Source organism: Pantoea sp. OVA07A, from assembly GCF_019969975.1.
GTDB lineage: Bacteria > Pseudomonadota > Gammaproteobacteria > Enterobacterales > Enterobacteriaceae > Pantoea > Pantoea agglomerans.
On sequence record NZ_JAHXYM010000003.1, the window covers coordinates 103,057 to 128,792 of the forward strand.

27 protein-coding genes and 1 riboswitch are annotated in these 25,736 nt (G+C 55.6%); of the genes, 16 read left to right on the top strand and 11 right to left on the bottom strand.

Features of this window, described 5'->3' with window-relative positions; translation table 11 throughout:
• The first annotated feature begins 86 nt into the window (after nt 1–86).
• From LC417_RS11640 to LC417_RS11670, 7 genes are all read left to right on the top strand, one after another.
• Nucleotides 87–1,205 carry an alkene reductase gene (locus LC417_RS11640; protein ID WP_223565870.1) on the top strand — a complete coding sequence of 373 codons (1,119 nt, stop codon included), beginning with the start codon at nt 87–89 and terminating at the stop codon, nt 1,203–1,205.
• Between the two features lie 16 nt (nt 1,206–1,221).
• Entirely contained in the window at nt 1,222–1,536 is a 315-nt protein-coding gene (locus tag LC417_RS11645; RefSeq protein WP_010247494.1) for a helix-turn-helix transcriptional regulator, read from the top strand.
• A gap of 247 nt (nt 1,537–1,783) precedes the next feature.
• Entirely contained in the window at nt 1,784–2,329 is a 546-nt protein-coding gene (locus LC417_RS11650) for a cysteine hydrolase family protein (RefSeq protein ID WP_223565871.1), read from the top strand.
• A gap of 63 nt (nt 2,330–2,392) precedes the next feature.
• A riboswitch (TPP riboswitch) is annotated at nt 2,393–2,512 on the top strand.
• A 131-nt stretch (nt 2,513–2,643) separates the two neighbouring features.
• Nucleotides 2,644–3,582 (top strand): FAD-dependent oxidoreductase, encoded by a 939-nt coding sequence (locus LC417_RS11655; protein WP_223565872.1) that lies wholly within the window; start codon nt 2,644–2,646, stop codon nt 3,580–3,582.
• Complete coding sequence (thiS, locus tag LC417_RS11660) at nt 3,572–3,769, top strand: sulfur carrier protein ThiS (RefSeq protein WP_010247485.1); 198 nt, start codon at nt 3,572–3,574, stop codon at nt 3,767–3,769. The genes LC417_RS11655 and thiS overlap by 11 nt, the downstream gene beginning before the upstream one ends.
• Before the next feature lie 2 nt (nt 3,770–3,771).
• Nucleotides 3,772–4,530 carry a thiazole synthase gene (locus LC417_RS11665; RefSeq protein ID WP_223565873.1) on the top strand — a complete coding sequence of 253 codons (759 nt, stop codon included), beginning with the start codon at nt 3,772–3,774 and terminating at the stop codon, nt 4,528–4,530.
• Between the two features lie 9 nt (nt 4,531–4,539).
• Complete coding sequence (locus LC417_RS11670; protein WP_223565874.1) at nt 4,540–5,508, top strand: HesA/MoeB/ThiF family protein; 969 nt, start codon at nt 4,540–4,542, stop codon at nt 5,506–5,508.
• 9 nt (nt 5,509–5,517) lie between these two features.
• On the opposite strand, the gene LC417_RS11675 is transcribed toward LC417_RS11670, so the two are convergent.
• Nucleotides 5,518–5,931, bottom strand: coding sequence for an ASCH domain-containing protein (locus LC417_RS11675; RefSeq protein ID WP_010670725.1), 414 nt, complete (start codon nt 5,929–5,931; stop codon nt 5,518–5,520).
• 252 nt (nt 5,932–6,183) lie between these two features.
• Nucleotides 6,184–6,726 carry a thioredoxin domain-containing protein gene (locus tag LC417_RS11680; protein WP_163851921.1) on the bottom strand — a complete coding sequence of 181 codons (543 nt, stop codon included), beginning with the start codon at nt 6,724–6,726 and terminating at the stop codon, nt 6,184–6,186.
• Between the two features lie 317 nt (nt 6,727–7,043).
• Here LC417_RS11680 and LC417_RS11685 point away from each other — a divergent pair, with 317 nt between their 5' ends.
• The 6 genes from LC417_RS11685 (at nt 7,044) to LC417_RS11710 (ending at nt 13,511) form a co-directional block, all read left to right on the top strand.
• Nucleotides 7,044–7,313 (top strand): hypothetical protein, encoded by a 270-nt coding sequence (locus tag LC417_RS11685; RefSeq protein ID WP_031593389.1) that lies wholly within the window; start codon nt 7,044–7,046, stop codon nt 7,311–7,313.
• A 452-nt stretch (nt 7,314–7,765) separates the two neighbouring features.
• Nucleotides 7,766–8,356: a fimbrial protein gene (locus tag LC417_RS11690; RefSeq protein ID WP_033786857.1), complete on the top strand. Its 591-nt coding sequence runs from the start codon at nt 7,766–7,768 to the stop codon at nt 8,354–8,356.
• Nucleotides 8,357–8,411: 55 nt separating this feature from the next.
• Nucleotides 8,412–9,080: a molecular chaperone gene (locus LC417_RS11695; RefSeq protein ID WP_374197798.1), complete on the top strand. Its 669-nt coding sequence runs from the start codon at nt 8,412–8,414 to the stop codon at nt 9,078–9,080.
• A gap of 117 nt (nt 9,081–9,197) precedes the next feature.
• Nucleotides 9,198–11,648, top strand: a complete 2,451-nt coding sequence (locus LC417_RS11700; protein WP_223565875.1) for a fimbria/pilus outer membrane usher protein — start codon at nt 9,198–9,200, stop codon at nt 11,646–11,648.
• 16 nt (nt 11,649–11,664) lie between these two features.
• The gene (locus tag LC417_RS11705) at nt 11,665–12,774 is read left to right on the top strand and encodes a fimbrial protein (RefSeq protein ID WP_223565876.1); all 1,110 of its coding nucleotides are present in this window, start codon (nt 11,665–11,667) and stop codon (nt 12,772–12,774) included.
• Nucleotides 12,775–12,983: 209 nt separating this feature from the next.
• Complete coding sequence (locus tag LC417_RS11710; RefSeq protein ID WP_010247467.1) at nt 12,984–13,511, top strand: sterol desaturase family protein; 528 nt, start codon at nt 12,984–12,986, stop codon at nt 13,509–13,511.
• Here LC417_RS11710 and crtB read toward each other — a convergent pair.
• The 6 genes from crtB to LC417_RS11740 form a co-directional block, all read right to left on the bottom strand.
• Complete coding sequence (gene crtB / locus LC417_RS11715) at nt 13,450–14,379, bottom strand: 15-cis-phytoene synthase CrtB (RefSeq protein ID WP_163763371.1); 930 nt, start codon at nt 14,377–14,379, stop codon at nt 13,450–13,452. The two genes, LC417_RS11710 and crtB, sit on opposite strands and share 62 nt — an antisense overlap.
• On the bottom strand, nt 14,376–15,854 hold the full coding sequence (locus LC417_RS11720; protein ID WP_124890518.1) for a phytoene desaturase: 1,479 nt from the start codon (nt 15,852–15,854) through the stop codon (nt 14,376–14,378). Before LC417_RS11720 ends, crtB begins: the two co-directional genes overlap by 4 nt.
• Nucleotides 15,851–17,011 (bottom strand): lycopene beta-cyclase CrtY, encoded by a 1,161-nt coding sequence (gene crtY, locus LC417_RS11725; RefSeq protein ID WP_154210281.1) that lies wholly within the window; start codon nt 17,009–17,011, stop codon nt 15,851–15,853. The genes LC417_RS11720 and crtY overlap by 4 nt, the downstream gene beginning before the upstream one ends.
• Nucleotides 16,998–18,293 (bottom strand): glycosyltransferase, encoded by a 1,296-nt coding sequence (locus LC417_RS11730; RefSeq protein ID WP_223565877.1) that lies wholly within the window; start codon nt 18,291–18,293, stop codon nt 16,998–17,000. The genes crtY and LC417_RS11730 overlap by 14 nt, the downstream gene beginning before the upstream one ends.
• A 9-nt stretch (nt 18,294–18,302) precedes the next feature.
• Entirely contained in the window at nt 18,303–19,211 is a 909-nt protein-coding gene (locus LC417_RS11735; protein ID WP_223566037.1) for a polyprenyl synthetase family protein, read from the bottom strand.
• A gap of 218 nt (nt 19,212–19,429) precedes the next feature.
• On the bottom strand, nt 19,430–19,960 hold the full coding sequence (locus tag LC417_RS11740; protein WP_061703404.1) for a YtfJ family protein: 531 nt from the start codon (nt 19,958–19,960) through the stop codon (nt 19,430–19,432).
• Between the two features lie 172 nt (nt 19,961–20,132).
• Here LC417_RS11740 and LC417_RS11745 point away from each other — a divergent pair, with 172 nt between their 5' ends.
• Entirely contained in the window at nt 20,133–20,360 is a 228-nt protein-coding gene (locus tag LC417_RS11745; protein ID WP_010247439.1) for a hypothetical protein, read from the top strand.
• A 44-nt stretch (nt 20,361–20,404) separates the two neighbouring features.
• Here LC417_RS11745 and LC417_RS11750 read toward each other — a convergent pair whose 3' ends face one another.
• From LC417_RS11750 to LC417_RS11760, 3 genes are all read right to left on the bottom strand, one after another.
• Complete coding sequence (locus LC417_RS11750; RefSeq protein WP_010670732.1) at nt 20,405–21,082, bottom strand: pirin family protein; 678 nt, start codon at nt 21,080–21,082, stop codon at nt 20,405–20,407.
• Nucleotides 21,083–21,208: 126 nt separating this feature from the next.
• A complete protein-coding gene (locus LC417_RS11755) occupies nt 21,209–22,939 on the bottom strand; it encodes a DUF2534 family protein (protein ID WP_050679415.1) in 1,731 nt (576 codons plus the stop codon).
• 45 nt (nt 22,940–22,984) lie between these two features.
• Nucleotides 22,985–23,404: a DUF2946 domain-containing protein gene (locus LC417_RS11760; RefSeq protein ID WP_033786872.1), complete on the bottom strand. Its 420-nt coding sequence runs from the start codon at nt 23,402–23,404 to the stop codon at nt 22,985–22,987.
• Between the two features lie 221 nt (nt 23,405–23,625).
• Here LC417_RS11760 and LC417_RS11765 point away from each other — a divergent pair, with 221 nt between their 5' ends.
• Both LC417_RS11765 and LC417_RS11770 read left to right on the top strand, forming a co-directional pair.
• Nucleotides 23,626–24,564: a D-2-hydroxyacid dehydrogenase gene (locus LC417_RS11765; RefSeq protein ID WP_061703405.1), complete on the top strand. Its 939-nt coding sequence runs from the start codon at nt 23,626–23,628 to the stop codon at nt 24,562–24,564.
• A gap of 214 nt (nt 24,565–24,778) precedes the next feature.
• A complete protein-coding gene (locus LC417_RS11770; protein ID WP_050679413.1) occupies nt 24,779–25,708 on the top strand; it encodes an Rpn family recombination-promoting nuclease/putative transposase in 930 nt (309 codons plus the stop codon).
• Nucleotides 25,709–25,736 lie beyond the last annotated feature (28 nt).

Below are 25,736 nucleotides of genomic sequence, written 5' to 3' on the forward strand. Positions count from 1 at the left end.
CTGGACAAAAAGCACAGATTACACATTTACAAATTTAAATGTGTAAATATAATGTCGCCTCTTCACACATCAGAGGATTTTTTGTCATGCCGTCACTTTTTACCCCCTTGAGTCTGGGCGACCTTCAGCTTCGTAACCGCATTGTACTGCCGCCACTGACGCGCTGCCGCAGTGAACAACCGGGCAACATTCCCGGCGAGATGATGGTGGAGTACTACCGCCAGCGTTCCAGCGCGGGACTGATGATCACCGAAGGCACCCAGATTGAGCCTCGCGGGCAGGGCTATGCATGGACGCCGGGGATCCACAGCGAAGCGCAGATCGCCGGCTGGAAAAAGGTTACAGAGGCAGTACATCAGCAAGGGGCCACGATTTTCTGCCAGCTCTGGCATGTTGGCCGCGTGTCGCATAATGAACTGCAGCCGGGCAAGCAGGCACCCGTTGCCCCTTCAGCCATTGCAGCCGATAACGTCCGGGTATTTATTGAAACCGGACCCGGCGCCGGCATATTGACCGCACCCAGCGAGCCACGCGCACTGACTACATCGGAAGTTAAAGAGATCGTAGAGCTTTACCGACGCGCGGCGGAGAATGCCAAAGCGGCCGGTTTCGACGGTGTGGAACTGCATTCCGCCAACGGGTATCTGATTAACCAGTTTATTTCTGAGCACACCAACTTCCGTACGGATGAATATGGCGGCTCTGCTGAGAATCGTCTGCGCTTCCTGCGAGAAGTCGTTGAGGCAGTCAGCTCAGTATTTGGCAGCCACCGCGTTGGCGTCAGATTTGCGCCTCTGTTTACCAGTACCGACGAAGAGCGCGTCTATCTCGGCCTGGTTGAAAGTGATCCACACGCGACCTACATCCGCGCAGCAGCACTGCTGAACGAGCTGGAAGTTGGCTATCTCTCCATTGCTGAAGCCGACTGGGACAACAGCCCGGAGATGCCAGAGAGCTTCCGGATCGCACTGCGGGAAACATTCCGCTCTCCGATCATCTATTCGGGTCGCTACACGGCTGAAAAAGCGCAGCATGTGCTGGAAAAAGGCTGGGGCGATCTGTTTGGTTTTGGCCGCTCATTTATCGCTAATCCCGATCTGCCCGCGCGAATTAAATCAGGATATCCGCTGAATGAGGTCGATCACGCCTCCCTGTATGGCGGCACTGAGAAAGGCTATACTGACTATCCATTTTACCCATCCTGATATTCTGTGAGGCGGCATGTCCCCCGAAAATGCCCTGAAGTTACTGTCCAACCCGACCAGAGTGGCAGTGCTGAAGTGGCTTAAAAATCCTGACGAAGCGTTTGCGGGCTATACCCAGCTCTATCCCTTCGATCAGTATGGCGTCTGTGCCAGCCTCATACAGGACAAGGCGGGCTTATCACAGCCCGCCACCTCGTTATGCCTGAAAGCACTTCACAATGCGGGGCTGGTTGAAGCCAGCAAAGTCGGGAAATGGACTTACTATCGCCGTGCCGAACCGCGCATTCGTGAAATAACCGATGCGGTAACCCAATCGCTGCAGGCGCTTTAAAAGCGACAGCGTACAGGGTAATGTAGATGCCAGCGCCATCCTTCTGAGGGTGACTTCACCGAACGCATTAACTCAGGGTCAGAAAATGTTTATGTCAGTTCAGTCTTTCACCACCGTCACCACTACCACCGCCCCTGGCGGCGGCGTGAGCGACTCTGTGACAGGCACCTGACACAACAGATTCTCACTCCCCGCCGAACCGGACGGGGAGCTGTTCTCCGTTCTTAAAACTGAATGGAGACAGGTCATGGTTACATCTGAAAGTGCACTTTTAATTATCGACATGCAGCAGGGCCTTTTTAATGGTCCCGAGGCTCCCTTTGCCGCAAATTCGATCTTGTCGAATACCTCAATTCTTATTACTAAAGCCAGGGCTTCTGCCGTCCCCCTCTTTTTCGCACGCCATATCGGCCCGGATGATTCCCCTTTTAACGAGCAAAGCCCGCTGACGCGCCTGATCCCGGAATTGCAGGTCAACCCGCAGAGTGATGTCGTCTTCACCAAAAGATATCCCAGCTGTTTCAGGGATACTGGCCTGCAGCTTCAGCTGAGGCAAAAGGGCATTAAGCAACTGGTGATTGCGGGGATGAAAACGGAGTTCTGTGTTGATACTACCTGTCGGGCAGCCCCGGAGCTGGGTTTTAACGTCGTACTGATTTACGATGCGCACACCACCGTCGATAATCCCCACCTCTCTGCGGAGAAGATTATTGCGCATCACAACCAGACGCTGGCGGGCCCCTTTGTGACGCTGGCAACCGCAACTGACTGGCATTTCGGTTCTGCCGGTTAAGTCCGATTTTCTGACCCGGTTCCATGCAGTCTGCTTGACGAAGCTGTCTGCTTAACTTACAACTAAACCCGTCAGGGGAGTCTCGCCAGAGAGACTGAGAGGCTAATAGCGCACCGCGCGGCTTAGCGACCCTTAGAACCTGACCCAGTTGATACTGGCGTAGGAAGACGGGTATCTCATCAGATACTTGCCGCAGGGGCGTATTCGCAACGTTCCTGCCTTTTCCCTCTGTATCACGGGTCTTCGTTAACGGATAACGAGGCCAAAATGAAAAATCTCATCCTGAATCTTTCTTTTCCTGTCCGGTGGACACCATGAGCCGCTGGTCGGTGCTCGGCAGTGGCGTTGCCGGGCTTTGTGTCGCCACGCTGCTGCTGGAGCGGGGAGAAACGGTCGAAGTTATTACTCAGCCTGACTGCCGTGCGGCCTCGCACTGGGCGGGCGGCATGCTCGCGCCCTGGTGTGAAGCAGAAAGCGCACCGCCACAGGTGATCGAATGGGGCCAGCACGCGGCCAGCTGGTGGGCGAAACGCGTTGATGGCGTGGAACAGCAGGGCACGCTGGTGGTGGCTCCGCCGCGTGACAGCCGCGAACTCACGCGCTTCGCCAGCATGACGCAGCAGCATCAGTGGGTCTCTCCCGGTGACATTGAACCCGCACTGGAAAACCGCTTTGCCCGCGGCCTGTTTTTCACCGCAGAGGCGCATCTCGATCCGCGCCGCGCCTTGCAGCAACTGCGCGACAAACTGCAACAGGCTGGCGTCCCCTTTCACAGCGGTAAACCCGGCGGCAAAATCATCGACTGCCGTGGCATCCACGCCACCGATCGGCAGCCAGCCCTGCGCGCCGTGCGGGGCGAAATGGTGATCCTGCACACATCCGACGTACAACTCTTACGTCCTGTCCGGTTGCTGCACCCACGCTTTCCCTGCTATCTGGTACCGCGTACCGGGGGCCACTTCATGCTGGGTGCCACCATGGTCGAAAGCCACGACAGCAGCCCGATCAGCGCCCGGGCGATGATGGAACTGCTCAGCGCCGCTTATAGCCTGCATCCGGCGCTGGCTGAAGCGCGGATTGTGGAGAGTGGCACCGGTCTGCGTCCTGCTTATCGGCAGAACCTGCCGGAAGTCCGCTACGAAAATGGCCGTTTCTCACTCAATGGACTTTATCGCCACGGCTTTTTGCTGGCCCCGATCATGGCTGAAAAACTTATGCTGCAACTGACTCAGGAGATGACTCATGCGCGTTGAACTGAATGGCCGCACGATTGAAACCGGCGCAACGACGCTGGCGGAGCTTATGGCGGAGCAGCAGATCGATCCGCGGACCGTCGCCACCGCGCTGAACGGGGAGTTTGTACCGCGTAGCCGCTATGCCAGCCAGCAACTTGAGGCGGGCAACCAGCTCGAAATCCTGTCACCGATGCAGGGAGGTTAACCATGTTCTATCAATTTACTCCGCAATCCCGATTTCTGCTCGGCACGGCCGGTTATCCGTCACCGGACATTCTGCATCAGGCGATCAACGCGTCAGGCGCGGAGATTATTACCGTCAGCCTGCGACGGGAAGGCAGTGAAGGCGGCGCTTTCCGCACGCTGCTGCAACAGCTCAACATACGTATTCTGCCGAATACGGCGGGCTGCCACACGGTGAAAGAGGCGGTGACGACGGCGCAGATGGCGCGTGAACTGTTCGACACACCGTGGATCAAGCTGGAGGTGATTGGCCATGCCGACACGCTGCAGCCCGATCCTTTTGCCCTGGTTGAGGCCGCACGGATTCTCTGCGCTGACGGGTTCCAGGTGTTTCCCTACACTACGGAAGATCTGATTGTCGGCGAAAAATTGCTGGAAGCGGGCTGTGAAGTGCTGATGCCCTGGGGCGCGCCGATCGGCTCCGGCCAGGGGCTGCGTAATATCGAGGGGCTGCGCGCTATGCGTGCGTGGTTTAAAGATGTGCCGTTGATTATTGATGCGGGCATTGGCGCACCTGGCCAGGCGGCTCAGGCGATGGAGATGGGTTTTGATGGCGTGCTGCTCAACACGGCGGTGGCAAAAGCGCGCGATCCGGTGCGCATGGCCCGTGCCTTTGCTGCTGCGATCCACGGCGGACACGAGGCGTTTCAGGCGGGATTGATGGAGCAGCGCGACATGGCGTCTGCCTCTACGCCTATTTTTGGTCTGGCACAATTCAGTTAAGGAGCAGCGATGGAGCGTTATCAGCGACAGACGATGTTGCCAGAGATTGGTGAAGCGGGGCAGCAGCGGCTGAGCAGGGCAAAGGTGCTGGTGGTGGGGGCGGGCGGGCTTAGTGCGACGCTGCTGCCGTTACTGGCAGGCGCGGGTGTGGGATTTATCCGTCTTTACGATGGCGATCGGGTTGAACTGCACAACCTCCACCGGCAGACGCTGTTTGGCGTCGACGATGTGGGCCAGCAGAAAGTATTTTGCGCTCAGCGTGCGCTGGCGCAGCGCAATCCTGACTGCCACGTTGAGGCGCATCCACACGCGCTAAGCGCCAGTCAACTGCCGCAGGCGCTGGAGGGAATCGATCTGGTGGTGGATGCGGCGGATAACTTCGCTATTACTTATCAGCTCTCCGACGCCTGTTATCCGGCAGGCCTGCCGCTGATCTGCGCTTCGGTGCTGGGACGCAAAGGCTATGTTGGCGGATTCTGTGGCGGTGCGCCTGGCTATCGCGCGCTGTTCCCGCAGCTGCCCACGGCCTCGGGTAACTGCAATACGGCAGGCGTAATGGGACCGGCGGTAGCGACGCTGGGCGCAATGCAGGCACAGATGGCGCTGAGCGTATTGTTAAAACTGACGCCATCGCCGCTCGGCTGCATGATCCACTGTGACTTTGTTGACTGGCATATCAGGCAGTTTCGTTTTGATGACGCACCTGAACCTGACGCGCCCGGCACGCCCTTTATCGATCGGGCCATGCTGATGGAGGATGATTGCATAGTGGAGTTGCGCAGCCTGGAAGAGGCACCGGTCAGTGTGGCCGAGCGGGTGGTGCGAATTCTGCCGCAGCAGATAGCGGCCTGGCAACCGCCGGTCAATCAGCGTGTGGTACTGGTGTGTGCCAGTGGCATGCGCGCAGCCCAGGCGGCTGATAACCTTGCCGCGCGGGGGATTGCGCGACTTGCGCTGATGGCGGCAAACACGCTGTAGCGTGCCGGTTTAGACTACCTCGACCAGCTGGAACGTCTCGAAGATCAGCTCCATTTCGCTGTGAAAATAGCCAGCGCGCTCGAAGTAGCGCTGATGTTCCTGACGCCAGTGGTCGAGGCTCAGATCGCCTTCACCCTCCAGCATCGCCATCTCGGGCGTCACGCGATCAAAGCGCGTCAGGAACAAGCCGGTGGTGCGGATCACGCAGACGGGCTGCTGTTCGCCGTTGAGAACAATGCTGTAACCGCCCGGTTGAGGCAATGCTTCCTGATCCTGCCAGCTCCGCAACGACCCGCAGGTGGCCACTTTCTTACCGGCAATAATCAGCGTTGCGAGCTCGCTGGCTAATTCCGGGGAGTCACCAAATGCATCTGTGAAGGCACCCGGATATTTGTCCTGCAGTTGTTGCAGCGTCATCGTCATCAGCAAATCCTCAATGAATTAGGCGTGCGGGCCCGGCGTAACGTCAGGTTATCGCCATGCAGGCCAGCGGTGCCGTTAAGATGAACAACAGCAGCGGCTTTAATCCCACCGTCTGCTGCTGATAGCGGTACAGCTTACCCGGCCTCCACATGGGAAAACAGGCTTAATTATCAGGATATTGAGTTTGCGCGTGAGTGGGGTCGCAAAGGAGAGGCTCAGTCTGGCGCGGCCAGGCACAGCCGCGCACTAAGATTAACGAATCAGAAAGCTTGCCCAGTGCGCTATATCGTCACCGCTGCTGATTTCGGGCTGTACCAGACCGTTAACCATAAAGGTCGGTGAAACGTGAATGCCGTTCTGACGGGCATACTTGCAGTGCCATTTAATGGCGTTCTGCAGGTCGGGCTGATCAAACGCGGCGCTGGCATCTACGCCGCTGACCTCTTTCAGGCGGGCGAGGATTTGATTCGGCGTGGCATCGCGGTTCGGACCGGTACAGTGATCGGTGAACTCAAACTCTTCACGGTGATCGGCCACCGCCTGCATCACCTTTTTCGCGGCCTCTTTACTTTCGCATGCGGCGGCAAGGATATAGCGCACTATCAGCCCGGAATAGAGGTGCCACGGCTGTGATTGCAGACGGATCTTCAGGGTGATGTTCTCTTCACCCGCGTGCGCCAGTAACGCGTCGAATTTATTGAAGGCGCGCACCGAAAAAGGACAGGTGGGTTCCAGAAAGACTTCAAATATCTCAGGGCCGTGGCCCCATACCAGTACATTTGCGTGCTGACTCATCGACAACTCCTTGAACATTAACGAGACGGGAAACCTGTTTACCCTGGCAAATCCCTCTGACATCAGCCAGTTAAGAATCAGCTGCAATTGTTACAAAAAACAGCAATCAGCTGATGAGTCGCGTGTAATACGCGACAGGCAGGTCCATTAGTCGTTAGAATTGCCAACTTTGGCATTTTCAACTGCTGGCACGGCGTAGCCGCCCACGAACAGCTATAGTTGTCAGCAGTGTGCAATCTTTTGCAGGATGCAGCCATTTAAGCTGCTTCACTGCTGTTTGTTTGCCCGGAGCTGATAAGCGTTAGAAGAGGTTAATTTTGCATACCGATCTCACCTGGAAAACTCTCCATCACGTCATCAATCAGACGATCTCTGACATGCTTGACGAGCAGCAGACCATTGATGTGTTATCACTGCGCGCCCGCCTGCATGAACTGGCTGAAAAAGAGGAGGATGAGGTCATGCTGCTCTGTTACTGGCAGGCGAGCAAAATTCTGATGCGCTTACCCACGACCGTCACCGCCAGTCAGTTAATGACCGCGGCACGCCACGCTTTTCGTACTCCCATAGGTCACGATTTGCTTTGAGCTGAGCTGACTGGTTCGCGGCATCAGTGAAAATCACGCAAGTCGAAAACCTGGTGTGGCAGATGATGTAAAATCCGAGGTGAGCCGCTGCTAATCACCGCTGAGAATTTCCGGCGCTACATAATTTTCCCGGCGGCCAACTTATATATTCCCATTCTGGAATGAATATATATTTAAGGTTTATATTAAGTGCCTTCTTAGTAAAAATATTTTTTTCAATAAATAATCTTTTTACCTTCTTAAAGTGATGTAGATCAAGGAAGGCTACTAATGTATCTCTTCTGTGTAAGAACCTGAACGTCTTGTTTAATTTTTATATAGCCGTGAGAGGCTAATATAGCGGCAACATAATAAACCTAGGGTTTTTATGTTGGCGCATTTCTATAAATGCATATTTATCCATCAGGTGACTCATTGCAGCCACTTTGCATGTATTAAAAGAGACAGGTTTGATGAATATCAGAAAACATATTCTGCCCGTGGCACTGGCTGGCCTTATGGTGTCCGGATCAGCATTAGCAACGCCTGCTGATGGCCCATCACCGATTACTCCTAATCCGGGAGCAGCAGCCGGTACACAGGGTGCCGGTGGTGAAGTGAAATTTACCGGCGAAATTACCGATGTTTCCTGTGACGTTTCTACCGCCAGTAAAAACCAGAGCGTTGATTTAGGTAAATGGGCGAAATCGTATTTCGAAAGCCGTAATGAAACTACAGAAACGCCATTCACTATCTCTGTTAAGGATTGTCCTTCATCAGTTAAAACCGTGGCTGTGCTGTTTGATGGCGATAAAGATAGCGGTGACAACTCCCTGCTGAAAGTTACCAGCGGTGGCGCGTCCGGCGTAGGAATTAAACTTTATGAAGCTGACCGAAGCACGCCGATTGCTATCGGATCCGTCTCCAAAGCGGTCAGCCTGGTAACGGCTAACGAGGGCGGTTCTGCGGACTTAAATTTCTTTGCCGATTATAAAAGTGATGGTGCGCCGATCGCTGTCGGTGCTGCCAACTCAGTCTCTAACTTTGTGATGATTTATAATTAATTAATAGCAGGGGCAACCCTGCTTCCCCTCCGAAATATCGATGGCACAAATATCTATGTTTAAGGTAATAAGACTTATTTCACTCTTTTCTGCGTGCATGCTGGGCATGGCTGCCCATGCGGGTGTGGTAATGGGAGGGACGCGTGTTATTTTTGTGGAAGGCAAAAAGGAGGCAACACTTTCGGTCTCCAATCAGGATAAAAATACGCCGTATCTGGTTGAATCCTGGATAGAGAACTTTGATCAAAATAATCATTCCCGGGTACCATTTATTGTTACGCCACCGCTATTCCGGCTTGATGCGGAAAAAGAGAATCTGTTAAGGATTAATTATCTGGGGATGCCCCTGCCGAAAGATCGTGAATCGGTATTCTGGCTGAATGTGAAATCTATTTCACCGACGCCGCGCGATAAAAGTAACCAGCTTCAGGTCAATATTAAATCGAAATTTAAGCTTTTTTATCGGCCAAAAGATTTGCCGGGTAATCCGGCTGATGCCTGGCAGCAACTCTCATTCCGCCATGAAGGCAATCAGCTGATTGCGCATAACCCAACGCCTTACTTTGTCTCATTTTATTCGCTCAGCGTTAATCATCACGAGATACAGGATCCGGGCATGATTGGCCCTGGAGAAGATCGGCACTGGCGCGTCGCTGATTCCGGCGCAGTGAGCTGGTCTGCAATCAACGACTACGGCGGCATTACCGAACAACGTACGCGCTAGTTGTTATTTGTAATTTATTTTGTTTTAAACCCGGGGCCATCATCAGTGAAAGTTAATCAGCACGCTCAGAGAGGAAAGAGAAGGTACGCAAAGCCGCTTTACGCCTCTCCCTGGTTAATGCTGATTTTGTTCTGCCCGCTGCGTGGTGCTCGTGCGGATGACTATTTTGACCCGGCGGCACTGGAGTTCTCATCCGATCAACATCACGCCACCGATCTCCACTATTTTGCTCGTGAGGGCGGACAGCAACCCGGCACTTATCATGTCACGCTGTTGCTCAACAACAGAGTTATTGATAGCCGCGATGTCAGCTTCGTACAAGGCAGAGCGGGGCTGGTTCCGCAACTGACGGTGGCAGAGCTGGCCGCGATGGGGGTGAACGTTAACGGTTTTTCCGCCCTCACTAATCTGAAGAAAGATGAGGCCATCGAAGAGTTAGGCGATTTCATTCCCGATGCATCGACCCACTTTGATTTCGCGCATCAGCAGTTAAACCTTTCAATTCCACAGATCGCGCTGATGGTGAAAGATCGCGATTATGTCGATCCAGCACGCTGGGATGAGGGGGTATCGGCTGCTTTTGTGAACTATACCTTGTCTGGCAGCAGTAGCCGCAATCACAGGGACCGCTGGAACTCGACGTTACTCAGCCTGCGCAGCGGGGCCAATCTTGGTGCATGGCGGCTGCGTAACACGTCCACATGGCGCTACGATCTGGTCAGTCAATGGCAGTCTCAGACCTCATTTCTGGAGCGGGATCTTAAGGCGCTGAAAAGCCAGTTTCGGGTAGGGGATACCTATACGTCCGGCGATGTTTTTGACAGCGTGCAGTTTCGCGGTATGCAGATCATGTCTGATGACACCATGCTTCCGGAAAGCCAGCGCGGCTTCGCCCCGATGATCCACGGCATCGCCCATAGCAATGCGCGGGTAACGGTGAGCCAGCACGGCTATATGATTTATGAAACCGTGGTCGCACCCGGTGCGTTCGAAATCAAAGATCTCTATCCCACGTCCCAGAGCGGTGACCTTGAGATTACCATTCATGAAAGTGATGGCTCGGTGCGCACCTTCACTCAGCCTTACTCTGCCGTGCCTTATATGCTGCGTCAGGGCCATCTGAAATACGGTGTCAGTGGCGGTCGTTATCACTACTCAGGCAGCAGCAACCTGCGTTCGCCTGAATTTGTGCAATCCACGCTGTTCTACGGACTGCCGCATGACTTTACCGCCTTTGGTGGCCTGCAGGTTGCGCAAAACTATCACGCTGTGGCGGCGGGCCTGGGTAAAAGCCTGGGTGATTTTGGCTCGCTGGGAACCGATGTGACTCTGGCAAAAACCCGTATGCCGGAAGGACAAAGCCGGAGTGGTCAGTCGGTGCGTGTGCAATATCAGAAAAATTTCGCCTCCACCAATACGACCTTCAGCATGGCAAGCTATCGCTACTCTTCCAGCGGTTTTTATGCCTTCAGCGAGGCCAATGCGATGACCAGTCCCGCAAGCTATGTGGCTAACAAACGCAGTCGCTCGGAGATTTCGATCTCTCAGGGTATCGGTGATTATGGCAGCCTCAGTGCCTCCGCTTATGTGCAGCGCTACTGGCGATCAGACAATGAAGATCGCACATTACATCTGGGCTTCTACAGCGATTACAACGCCATTTCGTGGGGCATTGCCTGGTTTTACAACGACTCGACCAGTGCCCGTAAAGCTGACCGTGCGGTCTCTTTCAATGTCTCCATCCCCTTCAGCGCACTGCTGCCAGACAGCTCCGTCAGCTACAGCATGAATGCCACTAATGATGGCGATGTGTCTCAGCAGGTCAGCCTGTCGGGCAGCGCGTTGCAGGACGATAACCTGCACTACAACCTGCAACAGGGTCATGACAGTCAGGGACAGAACGTGAACAGCAACGGTTCGCTGGACTATCGCGGCAGTCGCGGCAGCGTCAGTGTCGGGGTCAGTCACGATCGGCACAGCAGCCAGTTTAACTATGGCCTGTCGGGTGGGATCGTCGCGCATGAACACGGCATTACGTTAAGCCAGCCGCTGGGCGATACCTTCGCGATTGTTCGGGTACCGGATACGGCAGATGTGGGCATCCAGAGCGGCAGCAAAGTGGTCACTGATGGCCGCGGCTATGCGATTGTGCCTTCACTCTCGCCCTACCAGGAAAACGCTATCGAACTGGAAACGGATACGCTGCCCGACAACGTTGACGTCGAACTGGATGGGCAAAAGGCTATCCCTACGCGTGGAGCGATTGTGATGGCCGATTATGCCACCCACGTAGGTAACAGGGTGTTGTTCACCCTTACCTGGCAGGATACTTTTCCGCCCTTCGGTGCGGCTGGCCAGGTCGCACTTGCCGCCGCGGGTAAAGAGAGCAGTACCAGCGGCATCGTGGCCGAAAAAGGGGAACTTTATCTGAGCGGTGTACCGGCTCAGGGCCTCATCGAAGTGAACTGGCAGGATGAGGGAGGGCAGAAAAGCTGTCGCGCACCGTTCCGCCTGCCAGCCGCCACTGGCTCTAACCCGGTCAGGCTGGTCTCTGCGGTTTGTCAGTAATCCACAGGAATTTAAGATGAAATCAGTTCAGCGATTAATGACAGGAATCATACTGATGATCCCGGCGCTGGTTTGTTTGCAGGCGCTGGGGCAGGAGTCCTGTCAGGGTATCAGTCAGGTTGTGGTACAGGTGCAAAACGTCAACTATGTGCCGGGCGCAGCCGATGGCACGGCCATCTCGGCGCAGATGCCTTTGCAAAGCAGTAATGCCTTTACCTGCAATAGAAACAGCGGTGAGCAGGGCTATAACTACAAGGATCTGGGGTTTGAGATTAACGCCGAAGAGTCCGGCTTACAGACGAATATTGCGGGCGGTCATAATACGCCAATATATCGTGTGCCGGGAGTAGATAGCATCGGATTCGCTATTGGTTTCAGGGAGCCCTCCTGGTGCGCCGGTACCTTCTCTGATACCAGCGGCAAGGGCAAAATCAGCTCGATCTGTAATTCCCAGACCGGCCCACAGTTGAATTCTGCACATGACATTACACTTCAGTCCTATGTGGTCTTCTATAAAATCCCGGGCCAGCAATCGCCGCTTAATCCAGGCAATCAACCGGCCAATGTCGGTGAGGTGAATATTGGCAATGCCAGCTTAAAGGTGGGGGATAGTGCAGCCAGTAGTCAGCCGATCAATGATAAGCCGCAGATCTTCCTCTCCAGCTTTACCGTGCAATATGGCAGCTGTGCCGTTGTCACCTCCCAGTCCGTGATTAATGTGGAGATGGGAAAAGTGAGTAAGGCAGAGTTTAGCGGTATCGGTAGCCGGGCGGGAAGTGAAAAAGGTTTTCAGATTCAGGTGATGTGTGAACACAGTGCAGCGGTTAAAGTGGGCTTCTTCGGTATGGCTACTGCGGGTGATAAGGATGCCCTTAGCCTGACGCCACAGAGCAACTCTGCTTCAGGTGTGGGCATTGCCCTGACCTATGGGTCGGGCCTGCAGGTTCCTGAAGGCCAGCGGCTCCCTCTGAATGTGCCCACCGATCAACTGCCGGTGCTGACGACGATCTCCTCACCCAATCAGACGAAGTCGATGGCGTTTAACGCGCAATATATTCAGACCGACGGGCAGGTTATGGCGGGCAAAGCGGACAGCACGGTGACCTTTAACCTGGTTTATAACTAGGTTGTTCAGACGGTGCATTACAGGTGGTAACGGTGTGATGCATGCTGAATGCGCCACATGTTTCTACCCTGAGCGCTGACACAATCATTATCCGTGCCATCTCCTGCAGCTATCGTTAAAACCGGCACAACCCGACCCGCTGTTTTCCCCAATCTCTGTTAAAATTGAACCTCTGCGCCACTTTGCAGGATGCATGTTCGGGAGAAACTATGTTGTGGATTTGGAATGCCCTGATTGTTCTGGTCACTGTTATCGGAATGGAGATAACGGCTGCACTGGCGCACAGATACATAATGCATGGCTGGGGTTGGGGCTGGCATCTGTCACATCATGAACCGCATAAAGGCTGGTTTGAGGTTAACGACCTCTATGCTGTAGTGTTCGCCGCTCTGTCGATTTTGCTCATTTATCTGGGCAGCACGGGTGTCTGGCCGTTGCAGTGGATCGGGGCGGGTATGACGCTCTACGGCCTGCTCTATTTTATTGTGCATGATGGCCTGGTGCACCAGCGCTGGCCATTCCGCTATGTTCCGCGCCGGGGTTATTTACGCAGGCTTTATATGGCGCACCGCATGCATCATGCGGTACGAGGCAAAGAGGGCTGTGTCTCGTTTGGCTTTCTTTACGCGCCGCCGCTGTCAAAACTGCAGGCGACGCTGCGAGAACGTCATGGCGTTAAACGGGGCGCTGCCAGAGATCAGCGGAGCGTGGAGCGTGACGCGCCACCCGGGAAGTAACCGCCTGACCCGATGCCCCCACCAGCAATGCCAGTTTCTCTGGCGTGCTGGTGGACTGGCGTTGATCCCACGCCTGTGAACCCGCCTTAACCACCTTCATACCGATTTTACGATAGACCTGCTGCGCGGTAGCAATCGCCCACGCTGAACGCAGCGGTAAACCCGGCAGGCCAGCCGACGCCGATCGATAATAGGGCTCCGCCGTTTCCACCAGCCGACGGGCGACGCGGCTTAATGCCTGGCGATTTTGCGGTTCGGCCAGATTCTCTCGAGTCAGCCCCTCTTCAGCCAGCCACGTAGCGGGCAGATAGCAGCGTCCCGCTTCAGCATCTTCAACGATATCGCGCGCAATATTGGTCAGCTGAAACGCCAGACCGAGATCGCAGGCGCGATCCAGCGTGGCGTTGTCGCGTACGCCCATAATCTGCGCCATCATCAGGCCAACCACGCCCGCAACGTGGTAACAGTAACGCAGCGTATCATCCAGCGTCTGATAGCGTGTCTCATGCACGTCCATCGCAAAGCCCGCCAGATGATCAAAAGCGTAAGCAGGCAGAATATCGTGTGCCATTGCCACCTCCTGAAAGGCCGCAAAGGCGGGCTCATGCATCTGGGATCCGGCATAGGCCTGACGCGTTTTCATCTCCAGCTGCGCCAGGCGCTGTTCGGCAGATTGCAGCGATGGCGTATCGTTGCTGAATCCCAGTACCTGATCGTCAATCACATCATCACAGTGACGGCACCAGGCGTAGAGCATCAGCACGCTGCGTCGGGTTTTGGCATCAAACAGTTTTGACGCGGTGGCAAAGCTTTTCGATCCCACCTCCATGGTGTCTACGGCATGATCAAGCAGTGACGGACTATTCAAGCCAGATCCTCCAGCATCAATCCTGCGGTAGCCTTGGCCGAGCCAATCACCCCTGGAATACCCGCGCCAGGATGGGTACCTGCACCGACCAGATAGAGATTATTAATATTTTTATCGCGGTTGTGAGGCCGGAACCAGGCGCTTTGCGTCAGGATCGGTTCCACTGAGAAGGCCGAGCCCTGATACGCATTCAGCTCATCGCGGAAATCAAACGGCGTGAAGATGCGATGCGTGACCAACTGGCTACGCAGGCCCGGCATGTAATGCTGTTCCAGATAGTCGAAAATGCGATCGCACAGGCGCGGACCTTCAACGGCCCAGTCGATATCGGCGGTGCCGAGGTGCGGTACCGGCGCCAGCACGTAGTAGCTGCCGCAGCCTTCCGGTGCCAGTGAGGGATCGGTCACGCAGGGCGCATGCAGATAGAGCGAGAAGTCCTCTGCCAGGCCATCTTTGTTAAAGATTTCATCAATCAACTCACGATAGCGCGGACCAAAGCAGACCGTGTGGTGCGCCAGCTGATCGTGATGATGATTCAGGCCAAAATAGATCACAAACAGCGAGTTGCTCATGCGTTTGTTCTGCAGTGACCGTCCCTGCGCCTGCGAAGCGGGGTGCTGGCTCAGCAGTTCGCGGTAGGTGTGAACCACATCTGCGTTGGAGGCAACCGCGCGGGTCGGGAAGACCCGGCCATCTTTCAGGTGCACCGCGGTAATCCTGTTTTCCTGGGTCTCCAGCCGGGCAACGCTGGCATTGAGCTCCACTTCGCCGCCCAGATCTTCAAACAGTTTCACCATGCCCTGCACCAGCGCGCCCGTGCCACCGCGTGGGAACCAGACGCCCCATTCACGTTCCAGCGCATGAATCAGGGTATAGATTGAGGAAGTGGCAAACGGATTTCCGCCCACCAGCAGTGAGTGGAAAGAGAAGGCCTGACGCAGATGCTCATCTTCAATGTAGCTCGCCACTTTGCTGTAAACGCTGCGCCACGCCTGAAGTTTTGCCAGCTGAGGCGCGGCCCGCAGCATATCGCGGAATGACAGAAACGGCACGGTGCCAAGTTTCAGATAGCCTTCAGCAAACACCGCTCGGGAATAGGCCAGAAAGCGACGATATCCTTCAACGTCACGCGGATTAAACGCGGCAATCTGCGCTTCCAGCGCGGGCTGATCGTTGTCATAACTGAACACCTTGCCGGACTCCCAGCAGAGGCGATAAAACGGCTTCACCGGCATCAGCTCGACATAGTCAGAGAGCTTTTTACCCGCCAGGGTGAACAGCTCTTCAATGGCGCTGGGATCGGTGATTACCGTGGGGCCGGCATCAAACGTGAAGCCCTGATCCTGATAGACATAAGCCCGGCCGCCAGGCTTGTCACGCTGCTCCAGCAGTCGGGTGGGAACGCCTGACGCCTGAAGGCGAATTGCCAGAGCCAGACCACCAAAGCCTGCGCCAATTACTGTAGTTCTATTCATTGCATCGCCTGTTGACGGTGAGGAGTCATAATAGCCTGTAACGCCGCCAGAACGGGGACCGGGGGCTTGCCGCTTAAGATGCGCAGCCGATCAGGCAAAGTGAGTTTTCCCGCATAAAAACGGGCGATCAGACCTTCGGGAAGGCCGTAAAAACGTTGCATAACCTGCCAGCGCTGGTCAGCCGGACCCGCCAGAAACAGCATACGGTTCAGCATGCGGAAGAAGCGCTGTTGCTGCCAGGCCTGACTGGCGAATTGCTGAATGGTGGCGTGCAGGGTCTCAGAGGTAAACGTCTGCATCTGCGCCAGCCGGTCAGCCAGCGCGACCGCCAGCGGCAGAGAATAGCCGGTAGTCGGATGGAATAACCCGGCACGCAAACCGCTGCAGGGCAAATCGCGGTTCTGCCAGAAGGCGGCCACGTCGCCAGTCAGCGTAATGGGTAACGCGCCTTGCTCTTCGCGTAGCAGGCGGTCTAATTGCCACCCCTGCTGCGCGGCATAGTCGCGGATATTCTGACGGGCGCGATCGCCTTCCAGCGTGGCGTTATCAATGTAGTGGGTATCTTCAATCAGCAGGGTGTCTGCAGAAAAGGGCAGGCTGTAGACAAAGCGATAGCCTGCCTGCTGATCTACCGTGGCATCCATGATGATTGGCGCAGTCAGGCCATGTGGCTCGCTGAGCTGCCACTCCTGTCCGACAAACGACTGGAAGCCCATGCGCAGCGCGGCATCGGGCTGGTAGCCACGGCCATCAATCACTGCATCACTCTCCAGCACCCGGCCATCGTCCAGCGTGACCGCGCGTGAAGCGATGCTCGCAACCCGGGTATTCAGCAGCAGATCCGGCGCAAACCTGTCGCGGATGACCTGCGCGAAGCGCTCCGCAGTCACGCAAAAATAGCCACTGTTCAGACTGCGACTGCGTTGGGGAAAGCGGACCTCATAACCGGACCAGTGATGTACTACCAGCGGAGCGATCCAGCGATGCTGCGTTTCGGTGAGATCTTCCGCATGAAACGACCAGGTGTGATTGGCACCCGGTTCACGTTCGGCGTCAATCAGCAGAATGCGCAGGGAGGGCCGCTGCTGTCTCAGGCGCAGGGCGATCAGCCCGTTGGCCAGTCCCGCACCCACCAGAATCAGATCATACCGCGGCATAGTCTCTCCTGGTGAGCACCGGCTGGCGGGTCAGCATCGCCTGTTCGACAATGTCCGCCGCCAGGGGGGTTCCGCCCGCCTGACGAAGTGCGCTACGCAGCGTTTTCATCTGCTGAACGTAGCTTTCATCAGCCAGTAAGGTCTGGAGCTGACGCGCCATGGAGTGGCTGGTGGAGAAGCGTGAGGCGCGACGTCCGATACCGTGCCAGACCACTCTGGCAGCCACACCCGGCTGATCAAAGGCCAGCGGGATCGTCAGCAGCGGCGTCAGGTGGTTAATCCCATCCAGCACCGTATTCATGCCGCCGTGCGTAATGGCAAGATCGGCCTGAGCCAGTGCAGCTGCCTGGTCGGCAAAATCGACCACCTGAACATGGCTGGCCTGCGCCAGTTTCTCCGCCTGGAAAGGTGACAACCGACCGCAATGCGCCAGCAATAACTGAGCATCGATCTCCTGGCAGGCGCGGACGATGGTTTTAAACAGGCCGTAGCGATGTCCCTGCAGCGTGCCGAGGGAAGCAAAAATGCGCGGTTTGTCATCATGCGGGAAGTAGCGAGGCTGCGACGCGGCGGGTGCCGGTTCAGTGGTACGCAGCGGGCCAACCGAATGGAAATGATCGGGCAACGCCTGGCGGGGAAAATCCAGTTCCGGAATCAGCTGGCTGATCTGCGCCAGCGGTGAAAAACAGTGATGCAGTTTTTCCCGTGGCGCTAATCCCATCGCATGAGCGTTGCGGGCGATCACCCGATCGTGACGTCGCATCAGCCAGTCATAGATTTTTTCACTGGTGCGATAGCGTTCCCGTGCCTGATCGGTCCTGGCATAGTCAAACGGCATCACGGCCAGCGGGAAATCCGCTTCACGGTTAAGTGGCAGCGCACAGGCAACCGAAACATAAGGCAGGTTCAGCGCTTCTGCCGCCAGTGCACCGGCAGGCTCCATCTGATCGACGATCACGCCATCAATCGCCAGGGTGCTCAGCACCACGGGCAGTTCACGACAGAGCATATCGGTGCTGCGGGCCATCTCATTGATCAGTTTCAGCATTGAGGGGCCGAGAGGATGCGCCGCCAGTTGCAGGGTGTGTGCCAGACTGCCCGCCGGATGCGAGGCTAAACCCAGCGGGAAAAAGCCGATCCGGCTATCGGTGAGTAGCGCGCTAACGTCCGTCTGCTGGATGAAAGTGATCTGGTGTCCGCGTGCGATTAAGGCCTGGCTAAGGTGCTGAAGCGCCTGCACATGGCTATAGAAGGGCGGTGCAATGACCGCAAAGTGGCTCATGCAGCATCCTTAACTGACGGCAGCGAGTTTTTTCTCAAACCAGGCCTGAACAAAATGGTGTGTGGCATAACCGTCCCGGCAGGCCGATAACAGATGCTCGCTGGCGCAGCGCAGATGATCGCGCAGTCGCGTTTCAACCGCCTGTGGTCCCAGCAGATTCACCAGCGTTGATTTCCCCTCATCCTGATGGGCATCTTTACCGGTGTCGGCCATGCCGTCAGTGAGATCGTCCAGTAGCTGGAAAGCCTGACCAAGATTAAGCGAAAAACGATGCAGCTGTTCGCGGGCTTCACCTGAGGCTTCAGCCACGATAGAGGCCATCTGCATGGAGGCGCAGAACAGGGTGCTGGTTTTATAGTGATTGGTCATCAGAATGGCGTCAGCACTGCGTGGCTTGTCACCTTCGGAGAGATCCTTAAACTGCCCCTGTACCAGCCCCTGCATGCCGACTGCATGGGATAACTCTGCGACAGCGTCGGCTCTGGCGGTTGCCGTTAAGCCTTCTGCCGCAGCGACCACGCCGAATGCCTTACTCAGCAGGGCCACCGCGGCCAGAATCGCGACATGTTCACCATACTGGCAATGAATGGTCGGACGTCCGCGACGCAGTTGCGCATCATCCATGCAGGGCATGTCATCCAGAATCAGTGATGCGGCATGCACCATCTCTACCGCGCAGGCGAGATCGAGCAGGCCGGCAGGCGTGGCGTTGCAGCCCAGATCGCGCGCTGCCAGCAACAACAGCAGTGGACGGATACGCTTTCCTGGTGCCAGCGCACCGTCGCGCATGGCAGCGCCCACTAAGTCACGTTCGCTTTCAACCGGTAAAAGCTGATCAAGCCGTTGCTCAATGTCGTTCAACAGGCTGGCTGCATCGCTGTGTATGAAATTGACGTGTTGTTCTGCACAGACCGTCATCATGGCTGTCCTTATCTACAGAGGAAGTCACAGCAGGTCGAATGATTCGATGCCATCTTCAATAATCGTCCCCGACTGCCATAGCATAGTTGGCAGGTTTTCAAAGAACGGCGGGTTAATCCATTACAACTAAGAGTAGTTCACGATAATAAAAATGTCGGAGAATTCAGCAGCCTTCCGCGTTTTGCGGCGATAGCCGGACGGACATTATGCGTGAATTAATCCAGTAATGCGCGCAGCTGTTTCATCACGCTGGCGACATCCTCCGCAGATAATGCGCCATCTTTAGCAAAGCGCACAATGCCTGCCGGATCAATCACCACCACGGACGCGCTTTCCGGCTTAAGATGCCAGCTGTGCGCGGTTACGCCACTGCTGTCGATAATGAATTGCTGCCACGGTGCCGCTTTTTTACTGGAAGCGATGCTGCGCACCACAAAAATGGCACTGCCAGGCAGCGCATCGTCAGTATTCACGATGGTGGTGGTCTGAAAACGGTCACGCGGCAGGCTGGCCTGCTGAATGGCTTCGATTAATCGTGCACTCTGATCCTTCGCTGAGAGACGACCCGCCACATGAATCACCAGACGCACTTTTCCGGTCAGAGTCTGACTGTTCCAGCGCTGATAATTTATGTCGCCCTGATTCAGCACCATTTCGCCTTTATCGGCAACGAAGACAGGTGGTACAGGCTGACCAGGGGTCAGGGTGTGGGCGGTGGCAAAGCCGGAAAACAGCAGGGCAATCATCAATCCATAATGGCGCACGGGTTCCTCACTTCTTTCTCGGTTTGCGTCAGACGCGGTGAACGCTCTCATTAGCAGGCAGAAGATTAGTACCACATCTATGTTTCAGATCAATAAAAGCATTCAGGATTTGGCCTGAAAATGCAGGGGAGATTGTGTTTACAGGAGGTGGGAAATGAGTACAGCATTGATGACATTACCTGAATTTGCCCGTTATATCGGCATTGCCACCCCAACGCTGGCGCGCGCCTTTTGCTGCCGGGGATCGCTGGCGGGTGTGCCGCTGCCGCAGGCGCTGGATGATGCTCCGCTGACGCAACGCCACTGGCTGCGCGATGATGTACGTCAGTTCGATCATGCCTATAAACGGGTTCAGGCGATGCAGCAACGTAGCACGCTTTAATCTGCTTAAAGCAAGAGATGAGCGCGGGAAGTTCCCGCGCTTTTTTATGCAAAATTATCGGGCTTTATCAGGAAGCAGACCAGATTGGCATCCCGATCGCCCACGATCTCAATGCTGGAATCCAGCCCGCTGACGGCATCACCGCGACTCAGTCGCAGATCGCCGACGCGAATAATCCCTTCAAGCACGGTGAGATAAGCGACAAAGCCCGGCATCGACGGCACGTCCAGCGTATGGTTGCGCTCAAGCAGTGTGTCGAAGATGTAGACTTCCTGGCGCAGTTCCAGCGGCGCATCAGACTCTTCCGGCCCGGCCAGTTCGGTCCAGCCATTGGTCATAATGCCCTGATCGCGCTCCAGCACCTGGGTCATCGCTTCACCGCCCTGCTGTGCAGGCCGGATAACCGCCTGTAACAGCTCCGCTTCATATAACGGCACCGACTCTTCGTATTGAACGCCATCACCCGCGTTCACCACCATCACGCGTTTTGCAGAGAGCTGGGTACGTTCGCCATTACTGTCCTGATGCTGCATCGAACCACGCCACAGGTAGGTGAAAACTTCTTCATCCTGATGCTGCTGCATCGGAATCCGGGCATCGAGTTTTAGCGACATCAGATCAACACTGACCAGCGGGCTTAACGCCTCGCCAGGACGCTGGCGACGGACGGTAAAAGGACCGTACTCAAACAGTTGTTCAGGATTAGCTCGCACAATGTTCATGATTTGCTCTCAAATAAAGTGACTCATAACAACGATCATAGACCTCAGGCGGAGAATGAGAAGCCGGGAGTTTTGCCCGGCTTCGTCAGTTATTTTGAATAACAGAGTGTTCGGCGTCTTGCCAGCTTACTTGCCCTGTTCGTCGCTCTCACCGAGGAAGAAATACCAGAGTGGAATCGACAATAGCCCGGTAAAGACCGTGGAGTAGAGCAGGATCATCATCGCCTGGGTGATATACATGGTCAGCGACCAGTGACTGAAGGGGATCTGATACTGATCAATCACTCCGCCAATCATCGCATTCGCCATCACCGTAATGACAATCAGCGCCAGCACCGTCACGCTGCGCAGAAAATAGCGCATCTCTTTGCGCTTCCCGGCAAAACGCGACTGGACGATGGCCAGCGGCGACTGCTTGTCCGGGGCGACATCCACGCGAACGACCGCGGCGCGCTGTGCGCTGCGCCAGCGCTGAATATCCAGCAGCACCAGCACCAGCAGGCTGATACCCATAACGGGCAGGGCATATCCCAGCGCCAGCATCACTATCAGACTGGTGCCCTGCGCATAGCGCGGCAGCGCCAGCCAGGCGGATAACAGCGTCTGCGAGGGGTTGAGCTGCGGAACAGCCGGGCGACGAATCCACCACATGCGGTAGCCCAGCACAATCATTGTGCAGAGTCCAAAGCCAGACAGCGCCAGAATCAGCTGATTAGGCAGGCCAAACAGCACGCCCATATGCGCATCCACGCCCCAGCGGGTCAGTTTCGCCACCAGCGGGAAGCTGGCGAACTCAACGCGGTCGACCACGCTAAAATCAGTCGGGTTAATTGAAACCGCATCGACCTGGCTTGGCCAGCTGCGGTCAATCTCCGAAACCGTCCACGCCTGTTCAGCGTTCTTAGGCTGGCGTAGTTCCAGTTTCGCTGCGTGCAGTCCGGCCTGACGCGCCGCTGCCAGCGCCTGATCCCAGCTGGCATTCGGCTGATTGAGAATCACCGGCGCAGCGGTTTTCGCTGGCATGGTCATTCCGGACATCGTCATCCCTTCCATCGCGCCGCGATGGTCAGCATGGGGATCGGCGGCTTCAGCGGGCGCGTTACCGTTCAGTGCAGTATTGACCTGCGGCGTTTTCCAGCCAAAGTCGCTGCGCATCTTTTCAATATTATTGCCCGCCCACTGTGACCAGGTCAGTCCGGTTACTGAAAAGAACACCAGTCCGATTGTCAGCAGCAGCCCCAGCGTGACATGCCAGTGACGGGTTGCCGCGAAGCCGCTCCGTCCTTTACTGCGGGTGCGCGGCGGCCGGGTGCCGGACCATAAGACAATCCCACCCAGCGCGGCGACCCACAGCCAGGAGGCTGCCAGTTCACTGTAGTTTCGGCCAAAATCACCCAGCAACAGGCCGCGATGCAGCTGATCCAGCCACATGCGCAGCGGCAACACACCGCTGGTGCCATACACCGTCATATCGCCTTTCACCTGCAGGGTGTAGGGATCAATAAACAGCGATCGTGATTCCGATGGGCCAAGCTGTGGCTCGGCAAACTGCACGCGGGTCGTATCCTGCGGGCCGGGTGCCGGACGCACAGCGTAAATGCGTGCTGATTCACCGGCACGGGCTCGCGCAGCGGCAATCTGGGCGGACAACGGTTGGGCCTCACCCTGGGCGTCGGTGGTCAGGGCATCATGGTAGATAGCCTGTTCCAGTTGCGGCGTCAGAACGTAGAGCGTGCCGGTGAGTGCCGCAACAAAAATAAACGGCGCAATAAACAGGCCGATATAAAAATGCAGGCGGCGAAAGAGATTAAACACCGTGCCGCGCGGTGCAGGGGACATTTCCTGAGAAGAGGACATAGCATTCCACACTTTTCAAAAGACAAAGACGATCAGGTGACGTTGTCACGCAATCGGATTAGTAAGCAGTGAGTGTGACGAGATAAAGGGTGGCGCGCGCGGTCGATGAAGACGCAACAGCCGTTGCCATTGGGGTGGATTGATAGCCGCTGGCGGCGGGGCGCGGCTGATCAGGCACATCCACCAGATAAACGGGATAAAAACCCAGAGCATCAGCGGAACATGCACCAGCAGATCGCAGTAGCCACAGGCAAAGCCCGGGCCCATCATCATCCCGTGATCAGCCATCGACATCTCGCTGTGATGATCCATCATCGGCATCTCTGCGCTCATGATCGAAGCGCCTTGCATCCTGGCATGATGTTCAGCGAGATTCTTTGAGATCATCGGTGCAACAAACAACAGCAGCACGGCCAGTATCGCAATACCGGCGGTGAATCGTTGTCTGAGTGAAGATCCCGGCATGATTTCAACGGTCGTATGAGGTCAGAATTCAGGGCGGCAGTGTAACGCGAAGGGAATAAAAGAGTTAAATAAAGTGGCATTTGTTCCGAAAAAATTCGCACTCTTTGAACATTTTCACTTTAATTTCAGCATCATTTAACTTAGTTGTTACTCGCGGTGCACATACAAATAACATTAATCATTCGCCTGCGGTTTAACCAAACCTGATGAAGGAATAAAAAATGAAAATTGTAATGCTGGATGGTGACACGCTGCCGGTACCCCTGCCGACCGGTCAACAGCAGGCTGACTGGGAGATGCGCGCGCAGACTCCGGCTGAAGACATTGTGTCTTCGCTGGCGGGCGCAACGGTCGCTATCACCAATAAGGTGCCGTTGCGGGCTGACACACTGCAACAACTGCCTGAACTGCGTTTTATCTGTGTCGCAGCGACGGGCTATGACTGTATCGATCTTGATGCCTGCCGCGCACGCGGCATCGTGGTCAGTAATGTTCCAGGCTATTCAACTCAGAGCGTTTCAGAGGCGGTGATAGCCGCGATTTTTGCCCTGCGCCGTCAACTGATGGCTTATGCCAGCAATACCCGCATCGACTGGCCCCAGGCTAAGCACTTCTGTGTGCATCATCAGCCGATAGGGGATATTGGCGGTGCCACGCTGGGCATCGCGGGCAAAGGCGACATCGGCCAGGCGGTCGGCAGGCTGGCCCAGGCGCTGGGAATGCAGGTGCAGTACGCCGAGCGAAAAGGCAGTGAAAGGGTGCGTGACGGTTATATCAGCTTTGAGCAGATGCTGGCGACCAGCGACATCATTTCGCTGCACTGCCCGCTGAGTGACAGCACCCGCCAGATGATTGATCGCGAGGCGCTGGATAAAATGAAGCCACAGGCGCTGCTGATAAACACGGCACGTGGCGGACTGATTAACGAAGCCGATCTTGCTGCCGCGTTAAAGCAGGGGCTGATTGGTGGTGCGGCGCTGGATGTGCTGAGCAGCGAGCCGCCCGCTCCGGATAATCCGCTGCTGGCGGATCTGCCAACTCTGCTGCTGACACCGCACATCGCCTGGGCAAGTCGCAGCGGCGTGGAGAATCTGGTGGCTGGCGTGATGGCCAATATCGCGGCCTTTATTCAGGGCGAGCCAATTAATGTGGTGAGCTGAGTCAGATGGAATAGTTTTTAATGCCCGACATGGGTTGATATTCAGAGCAACCTCGTAGATTTCAGGAAAAGCCTTTTACGCGCTTTAGTCATCAGGGTATTAATTTCGTTATTTCCATCAGGACTTTAAACGTTCGTGCGCTACAGGAATTAGCGTCTTTTACTGGCTGAATCAGCCGTTGTAAGCGCTTCAGGAACAGAAAGGATTCTGGCCAGTGAAAAAGAAGAACAGCACGCCTGTGCCTCATGATGCCACTTTCCGGCAATTTCTGACTCAGCCGGATATTGCCCGGGATTTCATGGAGCTGCATTTGCCGCCAGAGCTGCGCATATGCTGTGATCTCAGCACGCTGAAACTGGAGTCGGGGTCGTTTGTCGAGGATGACCTTCGGCAGTACTTTAGCGACGTGCTTTACAGCCTTAAAACAACCGCTGGCGATGGATATATCCATGTACTCATTGAGCATCAATCTGTGCCAGACAAACATATGGCATTTCGGCTGATGCGTTATGCCGTGGCTGCCATGCAACGCCATCTTGAAGCAGGGCATAAGCGGTTGCCGCTGGTGATTCCCATCCTGTTTTACACTGGCAGACGCACTCCCTATCCCTATTCGACCCGGTGGCTGGATGAGTTCGATGCCCCGGCGCTGGCGGACAGGCTTTACAGCCGTAGTTTTCCGCTGGTCGATGTCACGGTGATTCCTGACGATGAGATCATGCAACATCGCAGCATGGCGGCTCTGACCCTGTTGCAGAAGCATATCCGGCAGCGTGATCTGGCTGAAATGATGGACAGGCTGGTAACCATTTTGCAGGCTGGCTATCACTCTTCATCACAGGTGATAACGCTGGTACACTACATTGTACAGGCGGGTGAAACATCGGACGCCAAAGCCTTTGTACGGGAGCTGGCACAGCGTGTGCCCCAACACGAGAACGCACTTATGACTATCGCACAACAGCTTGAGCAGATAGGGCTTGAGAAAGGCATTGAACAGGGTATTGAACAGGGACGTACAGAAGGTAGTCGTGGAGCAAGCCTCAGAATTGCCCGAACCATGCTGAAGAGTGGAATGGATCGCAATACCGTTATGCAGATGACTGGTCTGAATGAAGACGATCTGGCGCAGATTTCGCACTAATTAATTTTTTGAGTTCTGATTATCGCTG